This is a genomic window from Secundilactobacillus mixtipabuli (assembly GCF_002217925.1).
In the GTDB taxonomy this organism is placed as follows: domain Bacteria; phylum Bacillota; class Bacilli; order Lactobacillales; family Lactobacillaceae; genus Secundilactobacillus; species Secundilactobacillus mixtipabuli.
Genome location: NZ_BCMF01000003.1, coordinates 16,468 through 36,778, shown reverse-complemented (window position 1 = coordinate 36,778; position 20,311 = coordinate 16,468). Strand labels below are relative to the sequence as shown.

Annotated in this window: 16 protein-coding genes and 1 pseudogene; 9 read left to right on the top strand and 8 right to left on the bottom strand. The window is 43.5% G+C overall.

Annotation, left to right across the window (positions count from 1 at the left end; all coding sequences use genetic code 11):
• The first annotated feature begins 135 nt into the window (after positions 1 to 135).
• Entirely contained in the window at positions 136 to 2,022 is a 1,887-nt protein-coding gene (locus tag IWT5_RS02920; RefSeq protein ID WP_089108455.1) for a heavy metal translocating P-type ATPase, read from the top strand.
• Positions 2,023 to 2,130: 108 nt separating this feature from the next.
• On the opposite strand, the gene IWT5_RS02915 is transcribed toward IWT5_RS02920, so the two are convergent.
• From IWT5_RS02915 to IWT5_RS02880, 8 genes are all read right to left on the bottom strand, one after another.
• Entirely contained in the window at positions 2,131 to 2,751 is a 621-nt protein-coding gene (locus tag IWT5_RS02915) for a LysE/ArgO family amino acid transporter (protein ID WP_089108454.1), read from the bottom strand.
• A gap of 180 nt (positions 2,752 to 2,931) precedes the next feature.
• Positions 2,932 to 3,705, bottom strand: coding sequence for a sulfite exporter TauE/SafE family protein (locus tag IWT5_RS02910; RefSeq protein ID WP_191981272.1), 774 nt, complete (start codon positions 3,703 to 3,705; stop codon positions 2,932 to 2,934).
• Positions 3,706 to 4,004: 299 nt separating this feature from the next.
• On the bottom strand, positions 4,005 to 4,610 hold the full coding sequence (locus IWT5_RS02905; protein ID WP_089108453.1) for a TetR/AcrR family transcriptional regulator: 606 nt from the start codon (positions 4,608 to 4,610) through the stop codon (positions 4,005 to 4,007).
• Between the two features lie 71 nt (positions 4,611 to 4,681).
• Positions 4,682 to 6,055 (bottom strand): Nramp family divalent metal transporter, encoded by a 1,374-nt coding sequence (locus tag IWT5_RS02900; RefSeq protein ID WP_089108452.1) that lies wholly within the window; start codon positions 6,053 to 6,055, stop codon positions 4,682 to 4,684.
• Positions 6,056 to 6,347: 292 nt separating this feature from the next.
• Complete coding sequence (locus IWT5_RS02895) at positions 6,348 to 7,859, bottom strand: ABC transporter permease/substrate-binding protein (RefSeq protein WP_089108634.1); 1,512 nt, start codon at positions 7,857 to 7,859, stop codon at positions 6,348 to 6,350.
• A 7-nt stretch (positions 7,860 to 7,866) separates the two neighbouring features.
• The gene (locus IWT5_RS02890) at positions 7,867 to 8,811 is read right to left on the bottom strand and encodes an ABC transporter ATP-binding protein (RefSeq protein WP_089108451.1); all 945 of its coding nucleotides are present in this window, start codon (positions 8,809 to 8,811) and stop codon (positions 7,867 to 7,869) included.
• A gap of 163 nt (positions 8,812 to 8,974) precedes the next feature.
• Complete coding sequence (locus IWT5_RS02885; RefSeq protein ID WP_089108450.1) at positions 8,975 to 9,559, bottom strand: uracil-DNA glycosylase family protein; 585 nt, start codon at positions 9,557 to 9,559, stop codon at positions 8,975 to 8,977.
• 90 nt (positions 9,560 to 9,649) lie between these two features.
• The gene (locus tag IWT5_RS02880; RefSeq protein ID WP_089108449.1) at positions 9,650 to 10,987 is read right to left on the bottom strand and encodes a dihydrolipoyl dehydrogenase family protein; all 1,338 of its coding nucleotides are present in this window, start codon (positions 10,985 to 10,987) and stop codon (positions 9,650 to 9,652) included.
• A 223-nt stretch (positions 10,988 to 11,210) separates the two neighbouring features.
• Between IWT5_RS02880 and IWT5_RS02875 the strand changes: the two genes are divergently transcribed.
• The 8 genes and pseudogenes from IWT5_RS02875 (at position 11,211) to IWT5_RS02845 (ending at position 20,281) form a co-directional block, all read left to right on the top strand.
• Positions 11,211 to 12,236: a phosphate/phosphite/phosphonate ABC transporter substrate-binding protein gene (locus IWT5_RS02875; RefSeq protein ID WP_089108448.1), complete on the top strand. Its 1,026-nt coding sequence runs from the start codon at positions 11,211 to 11,213 to the stop codon at positions 12,234 to 12,236.
• A 24-nt stretch (positions 12,237 to 12,260) separates the two neighbouring features.
• Positions 12,261 to 13,031, top strand: coding sequence for a phosphonate ABC transporter ATP-binding protein (gene phnC, locus IWT5_RS02870; RefSeq protein WP_089108447.1), 771 nt, complete (start codon positions 12,261 to 12,263; stop codon positions 13,029 to 13,031).
• Positions 13,021 to 13,821, top strand: a complete 801-nt coding sequence (locus IWT5_RS02865; RefSeq protein ID WP_089108446.1) for an ABC transporter permease subunit — start codon at positions 13,021 to 13,023, stop codon at positions 13,819 to 13,821. Before phnC ends, IWT5_RS02865 begins: the two co-directional genes overlap by 11 nt.
• On the top strand, positions 13,818 to 14,672 hold the full coding sequence (locus IWT5_RS02860) for a PhnE/PtxC family ABC transporter permease (RefSeq protein ID WP_225360195.1): 855 nt from the start codon (positions 13,818 to 13,820) through the stop codon (positions 14,670 to 14,672). Before IWT5_RS02865 ends, IWT5_RS02860 begins: the two co-directional genes overlap by 4 nt.
• 40 nt (positions 14,673 to 14,712) lie before the next feature.
• A pseudogene (gene phnX, locus IWT5_RS12370) lies at positions 14,713 to 15,459 on the top strand (phosphonoacetaldehyde hydrolase); the annotation flags it as partial.
• 39 nt (positions 15,460 to 15,498) lie between these two features.
• Positions 15,499 to 16,608, top strand: a complete 1,110-nt coding sequence (phnW, locus tag IWT5_RS12365) for a 2-aminoethylphosphonate--pyruvate transaminase (RefSeq protein ID WP_225360211.1) — start codon at positions 15,499 to 15,501, stop codon at positions 16,606 to 16,608.
• 470 nt (positions 16,609 to 17,078) lie between these two features.
• Positions 17,079 to 18,482: a sugar porter family MFS transporter gene (locus IWT5_RS02850; RefSeq protein WP_089108443.1), complete on the top strand. Its 1,404-nt coding sequence runs from the start codon at positions 17,079 to 17,081 to the stop codon at positions 18,480 to 18,482.
• A 176-nt stretch (positions 18,483 to 18,658) separates the two neighbouring features.
• On the top strand, positions 18,659 to 20,281 hold the full coding sequence (locus IWT5_RS02845) for an ABC-F family ATP-binding cassette domain-containing protein (protein ID WP_191981271.1): 1,623 nt from the start codon (positions 18,659 to 18,661) through the stop codon (positions 20,279 to 20,281).
• Positions 20,282 to 20,311 lie beyond the last annotated feature (30 nt).

Here is a 20,311-nt window from a genome sequence, read left to right as displayed (position 1 = left end):
ACTCAGTGCCTCCATAATACTCGTTGCCACAACCGGATAAAGCCGATATGGCAGGTCTATTTGCTTTTTTTTAAAACAGTAGGTACAATACATATTGAGATATGTGCATGTGTTAATATGTATCGAGGTGATGACATGAAATTAGCAACCGTTCCCGCTCGAACGCGTCAAACGTTCCGTGGACTGCTAGCTCATAAAAATGATTTACTGTTGATATCCAGTTCAACTATTATATTATTAATTGCGGTCAGTTTACCAGTCTCCGCATTAAAAATTATATTGTATTTAGCTTCTTATATGATTATTAGTTATCCCATTATCTGGCAGTCGCTTACCAATATTATCCATGGCAACTTCTTTGATGAGACCTTTTTGATGACGGTGGCAACAGTTGGTGCGATTGCACTGGGTGACTACCCTGAGGCCATTGCAGTGATGCTATTTTACCAAATTGGTGACTTGTTTGAAGACGTTGCTGTCCAACAGTCCAGACAATCGATTTCAGCGTTGTTAAAGCTAAAATCAACCACAGCAACAGTGGTTACCAATACTGGTGAACACGTCGTTGATCCTGAACAGGTTATCCCAGGTCAAACCATCCGGGTGAAACCAGGAGAACGGGTCGCCTTAGACGGTCAATTAAAGCGTGGCAAGACCAGCCTAGATACCTCAGCATTAACGGGAGAATCATTGCCGCGTGATGTCCAAAGCGGCGATCTTGTGTTAAGCGGCACCATTAACTTAACTGATGTCATCGACATCCAGGTCACCAAACCTTATCAAGAATCGACCATTGCCCGTATTTTGGATCTTGTCCAAAACGCGGCTCAAAAAAAGACGGTCACTGAAAAATTCATTACCCGCTTCGCCAAAATATATACGCCAGTCGTTGTTGGGTTCGCCGTAGTACTAGCCCTTTTTCCACCCTTACTTCAATTTGGTAGCTGGGCGACTTGGATCAACCGTGCACTAGTCTTCCTAGTCATCAGCTGTCCCTGCGCTCTGGTCATCTCTGTACCGCTTAGCTTCTTTGGTGGCATAGGTGCGGCTTCCCGACACGGTATTCTCGTCAAAGGCAGTAATTTTTTGGAGGTTTTGACACGGGTAACTACCGTTGCATTTGATAAAACGGGAACGTTGACGCAAGGTCACTTCACAGTCAACAAAATCAGTCCTCAAGTGCCACTTAGCAGCCATCAATTATTAGGTATCGCGGCAGCAGCTGAACAGCACTCTAATCATCCGATTGCCCGTTCCATCACTTCAGCTTTCACGGCCGATTTAAGTCATTTCCAAGTCCATGATATCACCGAAACTGCTGGGCACGGCATCAAAGCAGTAGTTGATGGCCAACAGATTATCGTTGGTAACGCCAAGACAATGGCGGAAAATCAGGTCACAATGCCCGCAGCACATGCCGCCTGTACGACCGTTTACGTTGCTATCAATCAACAGTTTGCCGGCAGTATTGAAGTCGCTGATCAACCCAAACCAGATTCTAAGGGCGCCATTCGCACCCTTAATCAACTGGACATTGCGCAGACCGTTCTTCTAACGGGTGATAATCAAGCTGTGGCTAACCAAATCAGCTGCGAACTTGGACTAAGTACAGTGAAAGCTGACCTACTGCCAACTCAAAAAGTGACCGAAATGGAAAAATTAACGCATTCCGCTCATCAAACCAATCATCGGGTTGCCTTCGTTGGTGATGGCATCAACGATACGCCCGTGTTAGCTCGTGCCGACGTTGGTATCGCTATGGGTGGTCTTGGTGCTGACGCGGCCATTGAAGCCGCCGACGTCGTGATTATGGACGATAAGCCTTCTAAAGTGGCCACCATCATTCAAATTGCCAAAGCCACTAAGCGAATCGTCTGGGAAAATATTACCTTTGCGCTCAGTATCAAAGTCATCTTTCTAATCCTTGGTGCATTGGGTATGATTGGCATGTGGGAAGCCGTTTTCGCCGATGTTGGTGTGACAATGATTGCTATTCTCAATGCTTTGCGACTCCAACATTGACCACAAAAAAACTTGGATTAAACGAGAAACTAACCAAAAAGAAGTCTATTCTGACTAGCTGTCGGAATAGGCTTCTTTTCGAATTTAAATAGCTGAAACCAGCTGTTTTTAGCCAAGAATTAAGCGCGCTGCATTAACGAGCAGCAAAACACCATAACCCATGACAATGACGCCGGAGATAATATTGATCCACATCAGAATTCGCTTAGGCAAACGATTCTTAAGAATATTCACGATCAGTGTGATGCCAAAGAACCAAATTGCAGTGGCCAAAATAATACCGAAGAAAAAGGGCAGAACTTCATTATCACTTAACGGTCCGCGCAAAGCGCCCATTGTGATACTCGTGTCAATGATGGCTTGCGGGTTAGCAAAAGTCACGATCCAGGCACTGGCAAAAGCCTCTTTCAGTGGCAGCTGTGCATTATTCTTACCTAATTCAATTTGACTGGCTGAGCGAAGGATGCCAAATCCCATCCAAATCACAATGAGACCACCCAACAGCATAATCACTATCTTGAGCCACAAATAATGGCTGATAAACGCACCAACACCCAAAAAAGCGACCGTTGTTAAAGTCGTATCCGCTAGCCAAACAAATAAACAAATGAGCATTGCTCGGCGAAAACGATTACTCATAGCACTATTAAAAACAAATAAATTCTGCATCCCAATTGACGAGACCAGTGCAATACTAATCAACATCCCTCGTAATACGACTGACGTCATGTTTAATTCCCCTTTACCCGCAAAGAAAAAGCACCTGCTCTAGTCTTAAGTGCCTCTGGGACACCACGTCTGCGACTAGGAGTAGCTGCCTATCAAGACCACCCGACGATGGCCAAGTTATTAGCGATTTAATTAACTTGAAAAAGCATACGTGAAGCCAGTAAAAATGTCAAGTTGGCGTCATTTACCAAAATAAGTCGTGTAAAAAAGATAGCCTGATAAGCCAAAGGCCGCAAGCGTAATCAAAATTCTGAGTAGTTTAACGGGCACGTGGCGAATAGCGACTGGCCCGACGTAACCGCCAACAAACATGCCGGCAGCCAAGGGAACTGCCATTAACCAATAAACTTTAATGGTCAACGCATAAACCACGAGTGAAATGATATTGGTCAGTAATGCAGCGAAGTTTTTGATAGCATTACTGACCACAAATGGTTTCGATAATGTGACCGTTAAAATAGCTAGCATTAAAATACCAGCCGCAGCCCCAAAGTAGCCGATGTAGATACCAACCAAAAAGATGGCAATATTTTTTAAGACACAAATCAATAGATTGGTTGACTGCGATGCTTTCCTAACTGCTTTTTTCTTTCCTGAAGCCATCATCATGAGCGCGGCTAGCAAAATTAAAAACGGCACCACGTGTTCAAAACTGGAGGACGGCAAGAAAGCTAGAATCAAGCACCCAATAATACCGCCAAAAGAGGCTAAAAGGCCAACGTGCCACATTGTTGCACGATTACCCTTCAGTTCCTTGGTAGAAGATAAGGTCGACCCTAAACCCGTAAATATCAGCGCTGCTGTGTTTGTGACGTCGGCACTGACTGGCGGAACGCCAACGCTTAACAAAACAGGGTAGGAAACCAAAGAGGCAAGCCCAGCAACCGAGCTTAAAAAGCCGGCAACGGCCCCAGCGAAAACAAGATAAATGGTAATCAAAATAACGTGCAGCATAGTGTCCTCCCAAAAATGCGATTACCTATTAGTATAGCGCAGAAAACTGACGTAAAAGTCAAAAAAATGAGGCTGTGACATAAGTCTATGTCGACAAGGATTTAATCTGATTTCTCGACTTACACAGCCTAAAATTTACTTTAGTTCCATTACTTGAATATAGCCTTAACCTGTTCCACAACTCAGATTCCGGCCATATAACCGCAAATAACGCCATCCCGATAAAGCCCATCGGAATGACGTTATTTGCGGTTATATTCTGGAATCTACCGAGTTGTGTCACATCCCCATTTTTGCTTTCAAAGCACGACCTCTAATTGCGGTCGAATACGGTTTTTCATTTGATCAGTCAATTGACAGTTATCTTTGATCAGCAATTCATCGTAGATCACTTTTTGAAAAATAGAAACAATGACTCGCGCTAATGGTCGATACTGGTCCTTTGACAGCCCGTCTAAAACCGGTGCTGTCTGTAATTGTTCAGCAATCTGATCAACAAGCCCTTCTAAAACTTGTAATAACCAGTCAGCTTGATCATCGGATAAAAGCGTTCGTTCGTGAATCGTAATGACAAACGATTGGTAGTTTTCCTTATCTTGGAAAACCTGCCAGATATTCTCGAAGATCTGCATTAAACGTTCCTCAAGGTCATCTTTAGTCGTACAGTCCTCAAACTTAGCCTGAAGCTGATTGGCTCGGTTAATGATCCCTTGATAAACAATCGTGTCTAATATTTCATGTTTCCCGTGCGGAAAATAATAGTACATTAATCCTTCAGCAGTACCAGCTGCCTGATTGATCATCCGCGTCGTAGTCGCTTCATAACCCTTTTCAGCAAACATTTCCCGGGAAATTTTTAGAATCTTATCTTTATGTTGATCGCTTTTAGTTTCACTCTTACTCATGATTTGGCCCCCGCTTTGGTATAAAAAAGAGACAGTTTCTGAATTTCTCACTGAAATCTGCCTCAAAATTTTTAACTAAACATCTGTCCTAATTGTTGTCCCAATAAATACACATCCAAAATAATCAGAACAGCAGTTACGATCCAGGCGCTATATTTGACCCATGCCCGATTGGTGAAATCACCCATAATCTTTTTACTGCTGGTAAATACCACAAGCGGAATCACAGCAAACGGCAAGGCAATACTTAAGAATACTTGCGATAAAGTCAGCAAGTCTTCAATTTTAGCTTCATTACCATGATAGATAATGGCGAAGATCAGCACTGGCGTTACAGACAATAACCGAGTAACTAACCGTTGTGCCCAAAGTGGGATTCGAAGGCGAATGAAGCCTTCCATAATAATTTGCCCAGCCAAGGTCCCAGTAATTGTTGAGCTTTGGCCTGAAGATAGCAGTGCAACGGCAAACAGCATACTTAACACTGGGCTTGCAATCGCACCAACAATTTGACTGTTACTTAACGCGTTGAATAAATCGACAAATCGGCCTAATGAACTGTCAGTACCGAAGAATAAGGCGGCACCAAGGATCAACAGTAAACTGTTCACGATGAAGGCGATGAACAATTGAAGGTTAGAATCAATGGTTGAGAACTTAATCGCTCTAGCAATATCCTTGGGATTAGACCGGTCAAGCTGACGGGTTTGTGAAATGGATGATCCCAGGTACAAATCATGAGGCATCACTGTGGCACCGACGATCCCCAATGATAGATAGAGCATCGAGTGGTTGCTGATAATTTCGGTTCGAGGAACATAACCGCCAATAATACCAGCAATGCTTGGATTCGAGAGTGCAACTTCGTATGCGAAAACCAATAAAATGACGGTTACCAGCGTTGCTACGATGGCTTCAATCTTTCGGAAGCCTAATTTCATCAGTACCAGCAACAGTAAAACGTCAGCTGCGGTAATCAAAATACCAATGACTAGTGGAATGTGGAATAGCAGTTGCAACGCAATACCAGACCCAATAATTTCAGCGATATCAGTTGCCATGATGGCCAATTCGGCAATCACCCAAAGAACGATTCCCATCCCCTTACTCGTGCGTTCGCGAGTAAGCTGAGCTAAGTCTTTACCAGTCACAATCCCTAGTTTTGCTGACATTGCTTGAAGCAGCATCGCAATCAAACTAGAAATCAGAATAACTGCCAGTAATTTGTACTTGAACTGTGCACCACCGGCAATAGAAGTAATCCAGTTACCAGGATCCATGTACCCAACTGCAATCAGGATTCCTGGCCCTGTGTAGGCCATTAAAGTCTTCCAAAAGCCAGCGTTTTTCGGGACCTCAACCGTACCATTCACTTCATCAAGGCTCTTACCCTCACTGTCTAACCCTTCGACGAAGCTGTGTTTCTCTGTCTCTGTTTCTTTCATCATTAAAACTTCTTTTCTATTGGCTTAGAAATTCGGTTGGTCATAGAAAACCAAATTTGATATAAACTTAAGCGACTTGTTTAATTCCATATCAAGTTATCATTTCTCTGATCCAAACATTCAAAGCAATTCACTAAATTCGACTGAGCGCCCGCTCAATTTCCAATCCATATATTACCACCATAAATTAAAATTACAAGCAAAACTTGACTCATCAGAAGAATTAATTTGGACTCCCTAAAATTAAAAAGCACTACCAATTACTATGGATCAGTATTTGGTAGTGCTTTCGTTATTTCAAATAATGATGGGCTTTTAAATACGCTCTAGCGACAGCCGACGCTCTTTTATGTTTAACGGTAACTTGATAGTTCATAGTCTGCATGTCAGTAACCGAAATCTGACCACTTAGACGACTCAGCTGTTTAACGATTCCGGGATGCTGCTTAGCAAAACTCGTTTTCATCAATGGTGCACCCTGATACGTTGGGAAAAAGGCTTTATCATCCTTGAGAACGACGAAATGATACTTCCTGATTTGCGGATCAGTTGTGTAGCCATCCGTCACGTCCACTCGTCGGTTATTCAGTGCTTCATAACGTAGCGATGGCTCCATGGTCCTTGCCGATTGCAGGTGCATGCCATACGTCTTTTTTAAGCCAGGATAACCGTTACTTTCCTGGTAAAAGTCGGGATCAAAGGCACCTGAAAGCTGGTTTGCAATTCGAGCTAAGTCAGAAATGGTCTTTAACTGGTACCGTTTGGCAGTATCCTGTCGAACCACCACAGCATAGTTATTTTGATAGGCCATTGGCTTCAAATAAGTCATCTTGAACTGCTGCTTCAGCTGGTCTCGCGCATCTTGGTAAGCGACGTGCGGATTTCGGCTGACGTGCCGATCACCTTTAACAAGCGTCTGCAAAATAGTTCCTGTAAATTCGGGATAAACATCGATTTTACCGCTTTGCAGTCCCTTAAACAGAAAGCTGGTACCGCCTAAATTAGGTTTCAGCACCACTTTTACATTTGGATCATGTTCTTCAATCAAATCCCGATACATATTAATCAGAACTTCTGGTTCACCGCCCAATTTACCCGCAATCGTTACCGTTTCAGTTTGCGGTTTTAACAGCTGATAACCTAAAGTACCACCAAGGCCAATCATGACCAGTATTAAGGTCCCAATTCCAAGACGTTTCAATGGTACTTTGGATAACACTTCAATCAGCCAATTAGCCAGTAGCGCCAGTATAGCTGAAAGGACAGCCCCCACTAAAAGCGCTGTATTATTATTGGTTTGGATCCCCAAAAGAATATAAGTCCCTAAACCGCCACCACCGATCAAAGCAGCCAGCGTAGCAGTCCCAATCACAAGTACGGTTGCAATTCGAATACCTGACAAAATCATGGGCATTGCTAAGGGAAGTTCCACCTTGAAGAGTTTAAATCGCGGGGAAACACCGAGTGCATCCGCCGCTTCCAAAAGAACCGGATCAATGTTGGTCAATCCAGCATAAGTATTTTGAAAAACCGGCATAATAGCGTACAACACGAGCGCAATAATGGCGGGAACCGTGCCAATTCCAACAAAGGGAATTAAAATCCCTAAAACGGCTAAACTTGGAATCGTCTGAATGACACCGGTAATTTGAAGAAAAACCTCACCGATGCGACGATGATCGATAAGTGCAATTGCAAGCGGAATAGCAATTAAAATCGTAATGATCATAGCAATCAAGGAAATCGAAATATGCTGCCATAAAGCTTGTAATAAGTCACTGTGATTCTTATTGATATAACTCATCAACTGACTAATGACTGTCACCTTCCGTTCCAAGTGATGCTAAGTAATCAATCAAGTCGTGATCAGTAAGCACCTGATTGTCCACAATAATTTGATCCAGCTGCGATTGCTTCAGTGCAGTCGCCCACTCAAAAATACTTTGGCCCTTAACCATTCTGGTTCCTGGTTCATCAGGCTGAGCTGGCCTGCCAAAGCCGGAAGCCAAAACTTGGCCTAATAGCTGGTCAGTCTGCTGCTCATCCGCAAAGAAATTACTGACAAACGAATTGGCAGGCTCGGTTAGAATCTCACTGGGCGTCCCAATCTGCTGCAACTGGCCATTATGCACAACGGCAATTCGATCGGCTAAACGCAGTGCTTCATGCATATCATGGGTCACAAAAACAATCGTACTATCTAAATTGCGGTGTAAATTGATGACAATCTGCTGTAATTGTCTTCTTGAAACGGGATCTAAGGCGCTAAAGGGTTCATCCATCAGAACTAGCTCCGGCTTGCAAGCTAAGGCCCGCACAATCCCAACACGCTGTGCCTCACCGCCAGAGAGTTCGCTTGGCATCCGCCTAAGAAAATGGTCGGGGTCAAGCCCCACCGCAGTCATCAGTTCGGCTATTCGTTCGTGTTTTTTTGCCGTTGGCCACTTTAAACTATCTAATTGCACACTGGCATTCTCAGCCACCGTCATATTAGGGAATAGCGCACCCGTCTGTAAAACATAACCAATTTGACGACGCAGCTGCTGTAAGTTTTCGTTGGCAACGTCCTTACCATTAATTTTAACCTGCCCAGAAGTTGGGACAACCAAGCGATTGATCGATTTCAAGATCGTCGTTTTACCGCTGCCAGATGGCCCAACTAATACAAATAGTTCACCATCGTTAATGGTGAGATTCAAGTGATCAAGCGCGTGCTGGCCTTCATACTCCTTATTGACGTTAAGCAGTTCAATCACTAAAATCACCTCGATTTATCTGTCAATTTCTAATATTCGGCGTCTTCTTTATCTCTAATTAAAAAGAATGCCGTTATCCATATTAACCTAATGATTTTTTTACGCCAGCAAATCGCTCACTATCAAAAGTCCTGTTGGCGATATCCTTTTAATCTCTGTCATTTCATTCTTCAAGTAACTGCCGAATTTTAGCCTGCAGGTCTGGGACAACCTCATCTTCAAACCATGGGTGCTGATGCATCCAGCCATAATTGAGTGGCGATGGATGAACGATTGGAAAATATTCGGGTAAATAATCACGATAATGTGCCACCGTTTCCGTTAACGTTTTTTGCCGCCGCTTTTTGAGGTAGTATTTCTGAGCGTATGCGCCAATTAATAACGTCAGCGAAACCTTTGGCATTAATTCCAGGACTGGTTCATGCCATTTTTCAGCAAAACCTTTTCTAGGTGGCAAGTCACCCTGTTTGCCTTTTCCCGGGAAATAAAAGTCCAAAGGAACTACGCCTAATTTTCCAGAATGGTAGAACTCATCGCGACTCATGCCCATCCACGACCTCAAGCGATCACCGCTAGGATCATCCCAGTACGTCATAGAGGCTTGCCCTTTTCGGCTTGGCGCTTGACTAATAATCAATATTCTCGCCTCAGGTTCCACATGATATAGCGGTTCAATGCCTTGCTGAGTAAATGCCGCATTTTGTGGATCTGCCATAATTTCCCGGTAAATCTCTTCTGCTTTCCCCATTTTTCCACTTCCTACTTTTGATACTTCATTTTAACATGACAAACCCCTCGTATGCATACGCATACGAGGGGTTTTCTTATTCTTAATAGATTAATAAAAGTAACCAAGGTCACTCGTCACACTGGGATAAACTGGTGTCCAATCCGTCGCATCCTTGGCTGAAGTCCCGTGCGTAATCAACTCTGAAAAATCATTGATCAGCTCTTCGGCATTGACTGCCAGGACAATCGCCCCAACTAATTTACCGGAAGCTTTATCCATGATCGTTGTCACATGGGCATCCTTATCCTGAATGCGATGGTAGGTATACCATGCACCCACAGAATGATCACTAATCACATAGCGCTCTGGTTCCTTCTTAGCTTCCGCCAGTGACACCCCAACTTGTGCCAATTCTGGTCCAGCAAACACCGTATGCGGAATTGCTGGGTAGTGGATTGGTGCCGTTGTTTCACCTTGAATAAACGAGGCAACATAGCGGCCTTCAATACCTGAAACAGGTGTTAATTTGGGCACCGATTTAGCAATCGCATCCCCAATCGCATAAACGGAAGGTACGTTGGTTCTTAAATGTTCATCTACTTTAACGCCCTGATTCGCTACAGTAATGCCAATGCCATCCAAATTCAGCTGGTCTAAGTTTGGCCGCCGACCCGCAGCCGCAAAGATGGCATTTAAGACTAACGGATCATCGTTGTCTGTTACCACTTTAACTTGATCATCAGCACCAGCCTCTAAGGCGGTGACATTGGTATTCATGTGAAAATGAATTCCTTTATCGGTCAAAATGGTTTTCAATCGTTCAGTGTAACTTTGGGGGAAATTTCGAAGCAGCCGGTCATTGTGCTGGAAAATATGGACTTCAGCGCCCGCCTCTGCCGCAATATTCGCCAATTCAATTGCCACATACCCAGCGCCGACAAAACCAATCTTTTGCGGCAACCGGTCCATGTCCAAGAAATCGGTGCTCGTCTTAAAAGCTTTATTACCGGGAATATCAGGTATATTAGGCGTCTCACCCGTAGCAATCACAATTTGCTGACCTGTAATTTGCTGACTGCCAACTTTTAACGTGTGACCGTCAATAAACTTCGCTATGCCATTGATATGGTCTATCCCCGCACCCTTTAAACCACTTTCAGTACCAGTCGGAATTTTTTCAGTATAACCGCGTTTGAAGGCCATCATCGCCGACCAATCCACTTTTGGTTCCGCTGGGAGACCACTGGTTTGATAACGTGCCACCTGTCGTTTTGCTTCAACAACACCGTAGAGCATTTTCTTTGGATCACAGCCAAAATTAGGACAGGTTCCGCCCCATAAATTACCCTCGACTACCAAAACCTTCTGATGCTTATTCAAACCATACGCAACGGCTAGCCCACCAGGCCCGCCGCCAATTACAATCGTATCGTAATCAAAAGCCATATTGATTTCCTCCTGTCTACTGATTATCATTTCACTTTCAAACATACTACAAAATGTAAAATGACACCAAAATTATGCCCTTTTCTAGTATCTGCCAATATCATACCGGTACTTATTTACCAAACATTTACACGATATGAATAAACATTTACGAAGGATTTATCCTGTATTTACATTTAACCAGTAGTATTAAGCCTATCAAATTAGATAGGGGTTATTTAACATGCATATTTTAAAGACAAGTTTATTCGCCGCCGGAATCTTAGGTTTATCACTAGCTGCAGCCGGATGCAGTTCTTCCAATGCTAACGGGGGACACCAAAAGGCGAAAGCCCTCACGGTTGTCTTCCTCCCTGGCGACTCAGCCAAAGAAGCAGGGCCAGCCCGAACAGCACTTGCTAACGAGATTCACAAAGCAACCGGTAAAAAGGTCGAAGTTAAAACAACCACTGACTATAACGTTGCCATTCAAGCCATTTCCTCGGGTAAAGCGCAAATTGCTTTAATGGGACCAGACAGTTACATTCAGGCCCATAAGCAAAACGCTGCCGTTGAGCCAATCTTAACCTACTCTGGTAAATCAGGGACACTAAAAGATGCCCAGTATCATAGTTACATCATGGTACCAAAGGATAAAGCAAATCAATACAAAGTGAATGGCAAATACAGTCTCGATAAGATCAAGGGTCAAAAGATGTCATTTGTTTCCAACACTTCAACTTCTGGTTTTGCTATTCCAGCAGGCGCTATTCAAACTAGTTTCAAGCTTAAAAACAAGGACGATCTGCAACAAAGCGGCAAGTTCTTCTCTAAGGTACTGTTTGGCGGATCACATCAGGGTTCAGCCGTGAACCTGCTTAAGGGTGACGCCGATGTGGCTGCCTTTGATGATATGGATCTGGTTTCCTACGGTAAATTCACCAACGATTCAACTAAGGCAGGTGCCGACTTCAAGATCAATGCCAACGCACCAGCACCATTCAACAGTGTCCGTGGCAAGGAAAGCATCGCTTTAGCAGCATACCCCGTACAAAACGAACCCATTGCTGTGAACGCCAAAATGCTCAGCAAAACAGATACTAAGAAGATCATTAAAGCTTTAACTTCATCTCGAATTGCTAAGGATAAAAAATTCTTTGCGCCATCTACTGCCAAAGTCCACAGTTTACTGCCAAAAGATGGTGACACCCAATTCATCGCCATTTCCGACAAATGGTACGCACCTACTCATAAAGTACTCGGCGAATAGTCCCTGGCAAAAGGAGGGTCCCCTATGTTAACAGTGAATCACTTAGCTAAGAGTTACGATGGCGAAAAAAAGTCGTTAACTGATGTTTCCTTTAGCGTTCATCCTGGTGAAGTAACCGTCATTATCGGGCCTTCTGGTGCCGGTAAAACCACAATTTTACGTAGTATCAACCAACTGATTCGTGATGATGATGGTGAGATTTTGTTCGACGACACTGATATGCGTCAATTAAACCGGTCGCAGTTGCGGCGAGCTCGTTGCCGAATCGGCATGATTTTCCAAAATTATAATTTGATTGAACCCTTAACTGCCATTGAGAATGTCCTTCATGGCTGCTTAGGAACGAAGTCTAATCTAGCCGGTATCTTTTCTCTTTATAGCAACCGAGAAAAGGAAACGGCTTTGAAACTGCTTGAAAAAGTTGGCCTTAAAGATTTTGCTTACCAGCAATGCCGTAACCTTAGTGGTGGACAAAAGCAACGCGTTGGTATTGCCCGTGCATTAATGCAACATCCCAAAATCATCTTGTGCGATGAACCAATTGCCTCGCTAGACCCTAAATCAACCATTACCGTCATGGATATCCTGAGAGATCTCGCCATAAATGATGGTATTTCAGTTCTGATCAATCTCCACCAAGTCGATATTGCTAGAGAATATGCCGATCACGTTATTGGCATCAATAATGGGCAAGTCGTCTTTGACGATCGGACCCAAGCCCTTTCTGATGCTGCTATCACTGGAATCTATCAAAAAGGTGCTGTCCCAGAAAGGAGCCTTGTTCATGAATTCTAACGTTGAAGAGATGAACGACTTCTTCACCAAAAAGCGTTTTAAGCTGACACTATTAATCGTCATCCTTGGTGCTGCCTACATTGGCGCTTCAATGGGATTAGGATTCCAGTCCCATTCACTCCTCAATATTCAAGACGGTATCGCATGGTTAATTCAAAACTTCATTCCTAATGAGGCCTCCAAGGGGTATTGGCATGAAATCGTTCAGCAGCTCTTGCGGACTTTTCTAGTCGCAGTAGCCGCAACTAGCTGTGCAGCTGTTATTTCACTCTTTTTAGCAGTTATCGGTGCAAAAACGCTCACGCCTGCCATTACAATCAGCTGGGTCATTCGGGGATTCTCCTCTTTGTTACGAAATATTCCAATCGTTGCTTGGGCCATGATCCTGCTCTTTTCATTCAAGCAAAATGATCTGACCGGCTTTCTGGCACTCTTCTTCATGACCTTGGGATTTCTCACCCGAGCTTTTATGGAAACAATTGAGGACTTTGGCACCGAAAAGATCCAGGCGTTGCAAGCCACTGGTGCTACCTATCTGCAAGTGATCTTTCAGGGGCTACTACCTGAGATTGCTGTTGCGCTCATGTCTTGGATTCTTTATATGATTGAAAACAACGTTCGTGATGCCACTTTAGTCGGCTTGCTAACGGGGACTGGTGTTGGTTTCATCTTCAACCTCTACTTTAAAAGTCTAAGATATGGCGCCGCTGGACTCGTCGTCTTATCAGTCATCATTTTAGTTGTCACAGTTGAGCTTATCTCTAATCTGATTGGGAGGTTATTATCATGATCAAACCCGAAAATCAAATCTCAATTCCCACCCAATTACCTTCCGGACCAAGACTTTCAATTCCCTTACGTTTTCGGGATCGCCGGCGCGTCACAATTTTGCTAACACTGGCTGTGCTAGGCTATATCACCCTAATGACCTTGCCAACAATGATACCCAGTCACTTTAAATTAACCGAGGCACTAATGAGTTTCGCAGAAAACATCAAAATTATGTTTCTGCAGCCACGCTTAGTCAATACCACTTTTATTTCCTTGTTAGGTGTGTTAGGGCAAAGTATCTTACTCGCCTTTTTGACAACTTTGATTGGCTCCGTACTGGCCTTTTTCTTTGCTTTGGCAAGTACTAGGCGACTCGCACCTACGTCCCTAGTTCTAGGAATTCAAAGTTTTATGGCCGTTATTCGTGCCATTCCGACTGTTCTTTGGGTACTCATTTACAGTGTCGTCTTTGGTTTAGGTGCTAACGCTGCTGTGGTTGGTATCACATTCCATAGCGTCGCTTATTTAACAAAGGTTTATGCCGATAGCATGGATGAATTATCACCAGAAATCATCGAAACGATGCAGGCAATGGGACTTAAAAAGAGCGCCATTATACGCCAGGCAATCATCCCTAACCTCATTCCAAGCTACCTCAGTTGGACGTTTATCCGTTTTGAAATCAACTTTGCTGATGCCATTGCAGTCGGCGCAGCAGCGGGCGCTGGCGGTATCGGTTATCAATTATTCATGTCAAGCAGCTTCTATTTTAACTTCCACGAAGTTGGTGTCATGGTCTATATGATTCTAGCCTTTGCACTCGTGCTGGAAATCATTTCTTACCGCTTACGAGCCGTGAAACATCAGTAAATTTTAATGCTATTGACTAATAAATTCTGGAGGGATCCTAATGATTGAAGCCATTGTATTAGACTGGGCAGGCACGACGATTGATTACGGCAGTCGAGCCCCCATCATTGCCTTTAAAAATGCCTTTGCCCATTTCTTCATTGACTTGAGCGAGGATACTATTCGTCAGGATGTTGGTTTAGATAAACTGACTCACGTGCGAAAAATGCTGCAGGAACCTGAAATCTCAAACTCCTGGATAGCTAACCATCCCGATACGCCACTGGAAAAAGCTGCGGCAGAAATTTACGCTCAATTTCAAATCGAAATTAATAAAGTATTAGCTGAGACGGCTCAATTAAAACCAGGTATGACCGACTTAATTAAGTTTGCTAATGCTCACCATATCCAACTGGCGACCACCACAGGCTACACACAAGCTATGCTGGATCAGGTGCTACCTTTAGCCGCTGAACAAGGCTATAAACCAGCTTATAATATTACCTCCGAACAGACCAACCACGTCGGTCGGCCAAAACCGGACATGGTTGAACTTGCGATGAAGAAGATGAACATCACTGACCCATCTCATGTTATCAAAGTGGGCGATACGGTTAACGACATTCTTGAAGGCAAGAACGCTGGCACCATCTCCATTGGTGTTGTGGACGGTGGTAACCTAATCGGCTTATCAGAAGAAGAATTCAGTCAGTTGGATATCGAACACCGCGATCGTTATCATACTATTGCCGCGGCTACTTTGAAAGAAGCTGGTGCCGACGAAATCATTAATAACATTGGCGACTTAATTCCACTCATTGAATCAATCGAAGACCAACAACATGACATGCCTTTACTACTCACACCTGGTCCCCTAACGACTAGCAAAACCGTTAAGGAAACGATGCTGGTCGATCACGGCACCTGGGATGATGACTATAAAGAGCTCACTCAATGGGTTCGTCATGAGTTAGTCACCATTGGCAATGCCACGGAAAAAGATTATACGGCTGTTTTGATGCAAGGTAGCGGCAGCTTTGGTGTAGAAGCTGCTATCGGAACCGCTGTGCCTAAAACAAACGCTACTCTATTAATCGCTGCAAACGGTGCCTACGGCGAACGAATGATTGAAATTGCTGATTATCTGGCTATTCCACATGTCGTTCTACAAGTGCCCGAGGATCAAACCGTCACACTTGCGGCCGTCGAGGAAGCGTTAGCTGCACATCCTGAAGTCACCCACTTTGCAGTCGTCCATTGTGAAACCACTACGGGAATATTAAATCCTATTGAAACAATCATCCCCACTTTAGCGGATAAAGGAATCATCACACTAGTTGATGCGATGTCGAGCTTTGGTGGTGTGCCAATTGATTTGGAAAAACTCCGTGTCGACTACCTCGTCACCAGTTCGAATAAATGCGTTCAAGGCGTTCCTGGTTTCAGTATTGTGTTAGCTAAGAAGCACACCTTACAAGCTACTGAAGGTAATGCGCGTTCCTTGGCACTTGATCTATATGCCCAATATCAAACCTTTGAAAATCAGGCGGGTAAATGGCGCTTTACATCCCCTACTCACGTTGTCTATGCATTCGCAGAAGCGCTACGTGAGCTTGAACAAGAAGGCGGTGTCACCGCCCGAACTCACCGCTACAATAATAATGAAACGCTCTTACGTAAGGGTATGCAGGAACTCGGTTACGAACTGGTCATTGATGAAAGTGTGCAATCACCCATCATCACGTCATTTAAATTTCCGACAGCTGATTTTAACTTCCGTGCATTTTACGAATATCTGAAAAACCGTGGCTTCATTATTTACCCAGGCAAGGTTTCAAAATGCGACAGTTTTAGAATTGGCAATATTGGTGAAATATCGGCTGACGATATCTCGCGTTTACTAGATTTAATCAAAACGTACACAGCAGAAGAATTGCAATTGCAGGTTCAAAAGTAACGCCATTAACGCGTTAGCAATTCAAAAATCCCTCAGCGGAAAACAAATTTCAAATAGTACCAGCATAGTCTTAATTAAAGGCCATGCTGGTACTATTTATTTACCAAGCATTAATCGCTCAAAAAATTGTTTCACGTGAAACAAAACCATAGTTGAAGTAATTTAGTCCCCTCATCCATAAAAAAATTAAATTATTTTTTATGGTGTATACCAATTTTTATAATTTTTGATGATCTAAACAACACCCAACGTTGACTTGTGAACACAATGGGCGTAGTGGCGCCTATGTGACAAAATTAACATGAACGATTACTTTTCTCTTATCTCAAAATTGCCTCCCTATCCAAAGCGCGAAAACGCTTTATATCAAGCTATAAAGGGGATGTAAACGTTTGCGTTTTTTGGCTAAATCACTACAATGGGGGTTGCTAAGAAGCTATTATACGAATTACTAGTTAGGAGAGATTGTCATGCGTGTTCGTCATTTAAGTACCATTTTTATATTTACTTTTGGCGCACTGGGTGGCCTACTATTTGGTTTTGACACTGGGATTATTTCAGGTGCTTCATCTTTGATTGAATCCAGTTTCAAGCTAAACATTGAACAGACTGGTTTTATTACCTCATCTGTTCTGATTGGTTCCTCAGTTGGTGCTTTATCAATTGGATCTCTATCAGATAAGTTTGGACGAAAACGGTTATTATTAGTTGCTTCCCTCCTATTCTTACTTGGGTCCGGCCTGTCAATGGCAGCTTCCGGGTTTGTTTCCATGATTATTGCCCGAATTATCCTAGGATTTGCCGTTGGTTCTGCATCAGCATTAACGCCCGCCTATTTGGCGGAACTTGCTGATGCCCCTCACCGTGGCTCCCTAGGGACTATGTTCCAGTTAATGGTTACCTTAGGTATTTTACTTGCTTACGTATCCAACTTAGGCTTTTTAGGTCATAACCTTTTAGGCATCCGTGATTGGCGCTGGATGTTGGGATCAGCTTTGATCCCTGCCGTTGCGCTGTTCATCGGTTCAATTGTTTTACCAGAATCACCAAGATATTTGGTTGAAAAGGGATCAATTGATGAAGCTAGAGAAGTTTTACACGATTTACGTGCAAAAACTGATGAAGATCCTGATAAAGAATTAGCTGGGATTCAAGCAGTTGCCAACCAACCTAAAGGCGGTTTACATGAATTAATGACCTTTGCTCGACCAGCTGTTTTCGTTGCAATCGGCTTAATGCTGCTACAACAATTGGTTGGGATCAACTCCGTTATCTACTTCTTGCCACAAGTCTTTATCAAAGGGTTTGGCTTCGCTGATGGTGATGCCATTTGGATCTCAGTTGGGATCGGTATTGTGAACTTCTTGTGCACGGTGCTTGCTTACAACATCATGGATAAATTTAACCGTCGCACGATCTTACTTTTCGGCTCCGTCGTTATGGCTACTTCAATCATCATTTTGTCATTCTTGAACTTCACATTGAGTGTTAAAGCAGCTGCGGTACCAACCATGATTCTGATTGCAATTTATATCTTTGGTTTCGCCGTTTCATGGGGGCCAATTTGCTGGTTAATGATTGGTGAAATTTTCCCATTGAATGTGCGTGGTATTGGTAACTCCATTGGATCTGCAGCTAACTGGATCGGTAACTTCATTGTTTCCCAATTTTTCTTAGTACTGCTGAACGCCTTCCACAACAATGTTGGCGGACCATTCGCTGTCTTTGGTTTCTTCGCTATCGTTTCAATCTTCTTCGTTCTCTACGCTGTGCCTGAAACCCGTGGAAAGACGCTGGAAGAAATTGAAATGGAAATGCGTCATAAGGAAGCCACTAAAGAAGCTAAGAAAGCTGCTGAAAAAGCAATAGATTAGTCATCATTTCCTTTGAATACAAAGTCGCCTGCTGAATTCAAACGTTCAGCAGGTGATTTTTTTGTCCGAAATTCATTTCCTATCATCCTTAGATGGAAAATACCTTATAAATCTGATACTATGTAGGGACGGATTCACATTTCTTGATTTCGACAACCATAAAGTGAGGTACTAACTTGTTAACTGTAACCAATGTGTCCATGAGCTTTTCGGACCGCAAACTGTATGATGACGTTAATTTAAAGTTTACTCCCGGCAATTGCTACGGCATTATTGGTGCTAACGGGGCTGGTAAGTCAACTTTTCTTAAAATTTTGGAGGGCCAGCTGACCCCTACTACTGGGAATGTTTCACTAGGCCCTAACGAACGGATGAGTAGCTTAAAACAAGATCACTTTGCCTTTGATGAGCAAACCGTTTTAAATACTGTTCTCCAAGGACATGAACACCTTTACGAAGTCATGACCGAAAAGGATGCGCTGTACGCAAAGGCCGACTTTTCTGATGCAGACGGCATCAAGGCCGCTGAACTTGAGGGTGAATTTGCTGAAATGGACGGCTGGAACGCTGAAAGCGATGCGAGTCAATTACTACAATCAATGGGTATTCCTGAAGATCGCCATCAAGCATTAATGAAAGATTTACCAGAAAGCGAAAAGATCAAGGTGTTGTTGGCACAAGCGCTGTTTGGAAAACCAGACGTGTTGCTTTTGGACGAACCAACCAATGGTTTGGATCCATTAACGATCAGCTGGCTTGAGAACTTTCTTGCCGACTATGAAAACACCGTTTTAGTTGTCAGCCATGACCGTCACTTCTTAAACGCCGTATGTACCCATATGTGTGACGTTGATTTTGGTAAAATCCAACTCTTCGTGGGCAACTACGACTTCTGGCTCCAAAGCTCAGAACTCGCCCTGAAGCTTCGTAATCAAGCTAATTCTAAAAAAGAAGAACAGATCAAGCAACTGCAGGACTTTATCGCCCGTTTCTCAGCTAACGCTTCAAAGTCTAAGCAGGCAACTTCCCGGAAGAAACAATTAGATAAGATTACCTTGGATGACATCAAGCCAAGCTCACGTAAATACCCATTTATTAAGTTTACGCCGGACCGTGAACTAGGTAATGATTTACTGCGAGTTGAAAACGTCAGCAAGACCATCAATGGTCGTAAAGTTCTCGATAACGTCAACTTTATCCTCCGACCTGGTGATAAAACAGCCTTAATTTCTCGTTCCGATGTGACGACCAGTATTCTGATGCAGTTACTGGCAGGTACGATGGAACCTGATACCGGCTCAATCACTTGGGGCGTCACGACTAATCGCGCTTATATGCCAAAGGATCTCAATCCAGAGTTCAATAATGATAACTTGAACATTCTAGAATGGCTGCGGCAATACGCTAGCAAAGAAGAAAGCGACAATACCTTCCTTCGCGGTTTCCTCGGTCAAATGCTCTTCAAGGGTGACGAAGTCCTCAAAGAAGTCCCTGTCCTCTCCGGTGGCGAAAAGGTACGTAGCTACCTTTCTAAATTGATGCTGAGCAAGGCTAACGTCCTCTTACTGGACGATCCGACTAACCACTTGGACCTGGAAAGCATCACCAGCTTAAACGATGCCTTGATTGATTTTTCGGGTTCTATGGTCTTCACCAGTCATGACCACGAATTTATTCAGACGATTGCTAACCACATCGTTGAAGTTGGTCCTAAAGGTGTTGTTGACCGCGCTGACACGACGTATGATGATTTTATGGCTCATGAAGTTGCGCAAGCACAAGTTGCTAATATTTATTAAACTCAAGACTCAACTGCCTTCAAGGTGGCT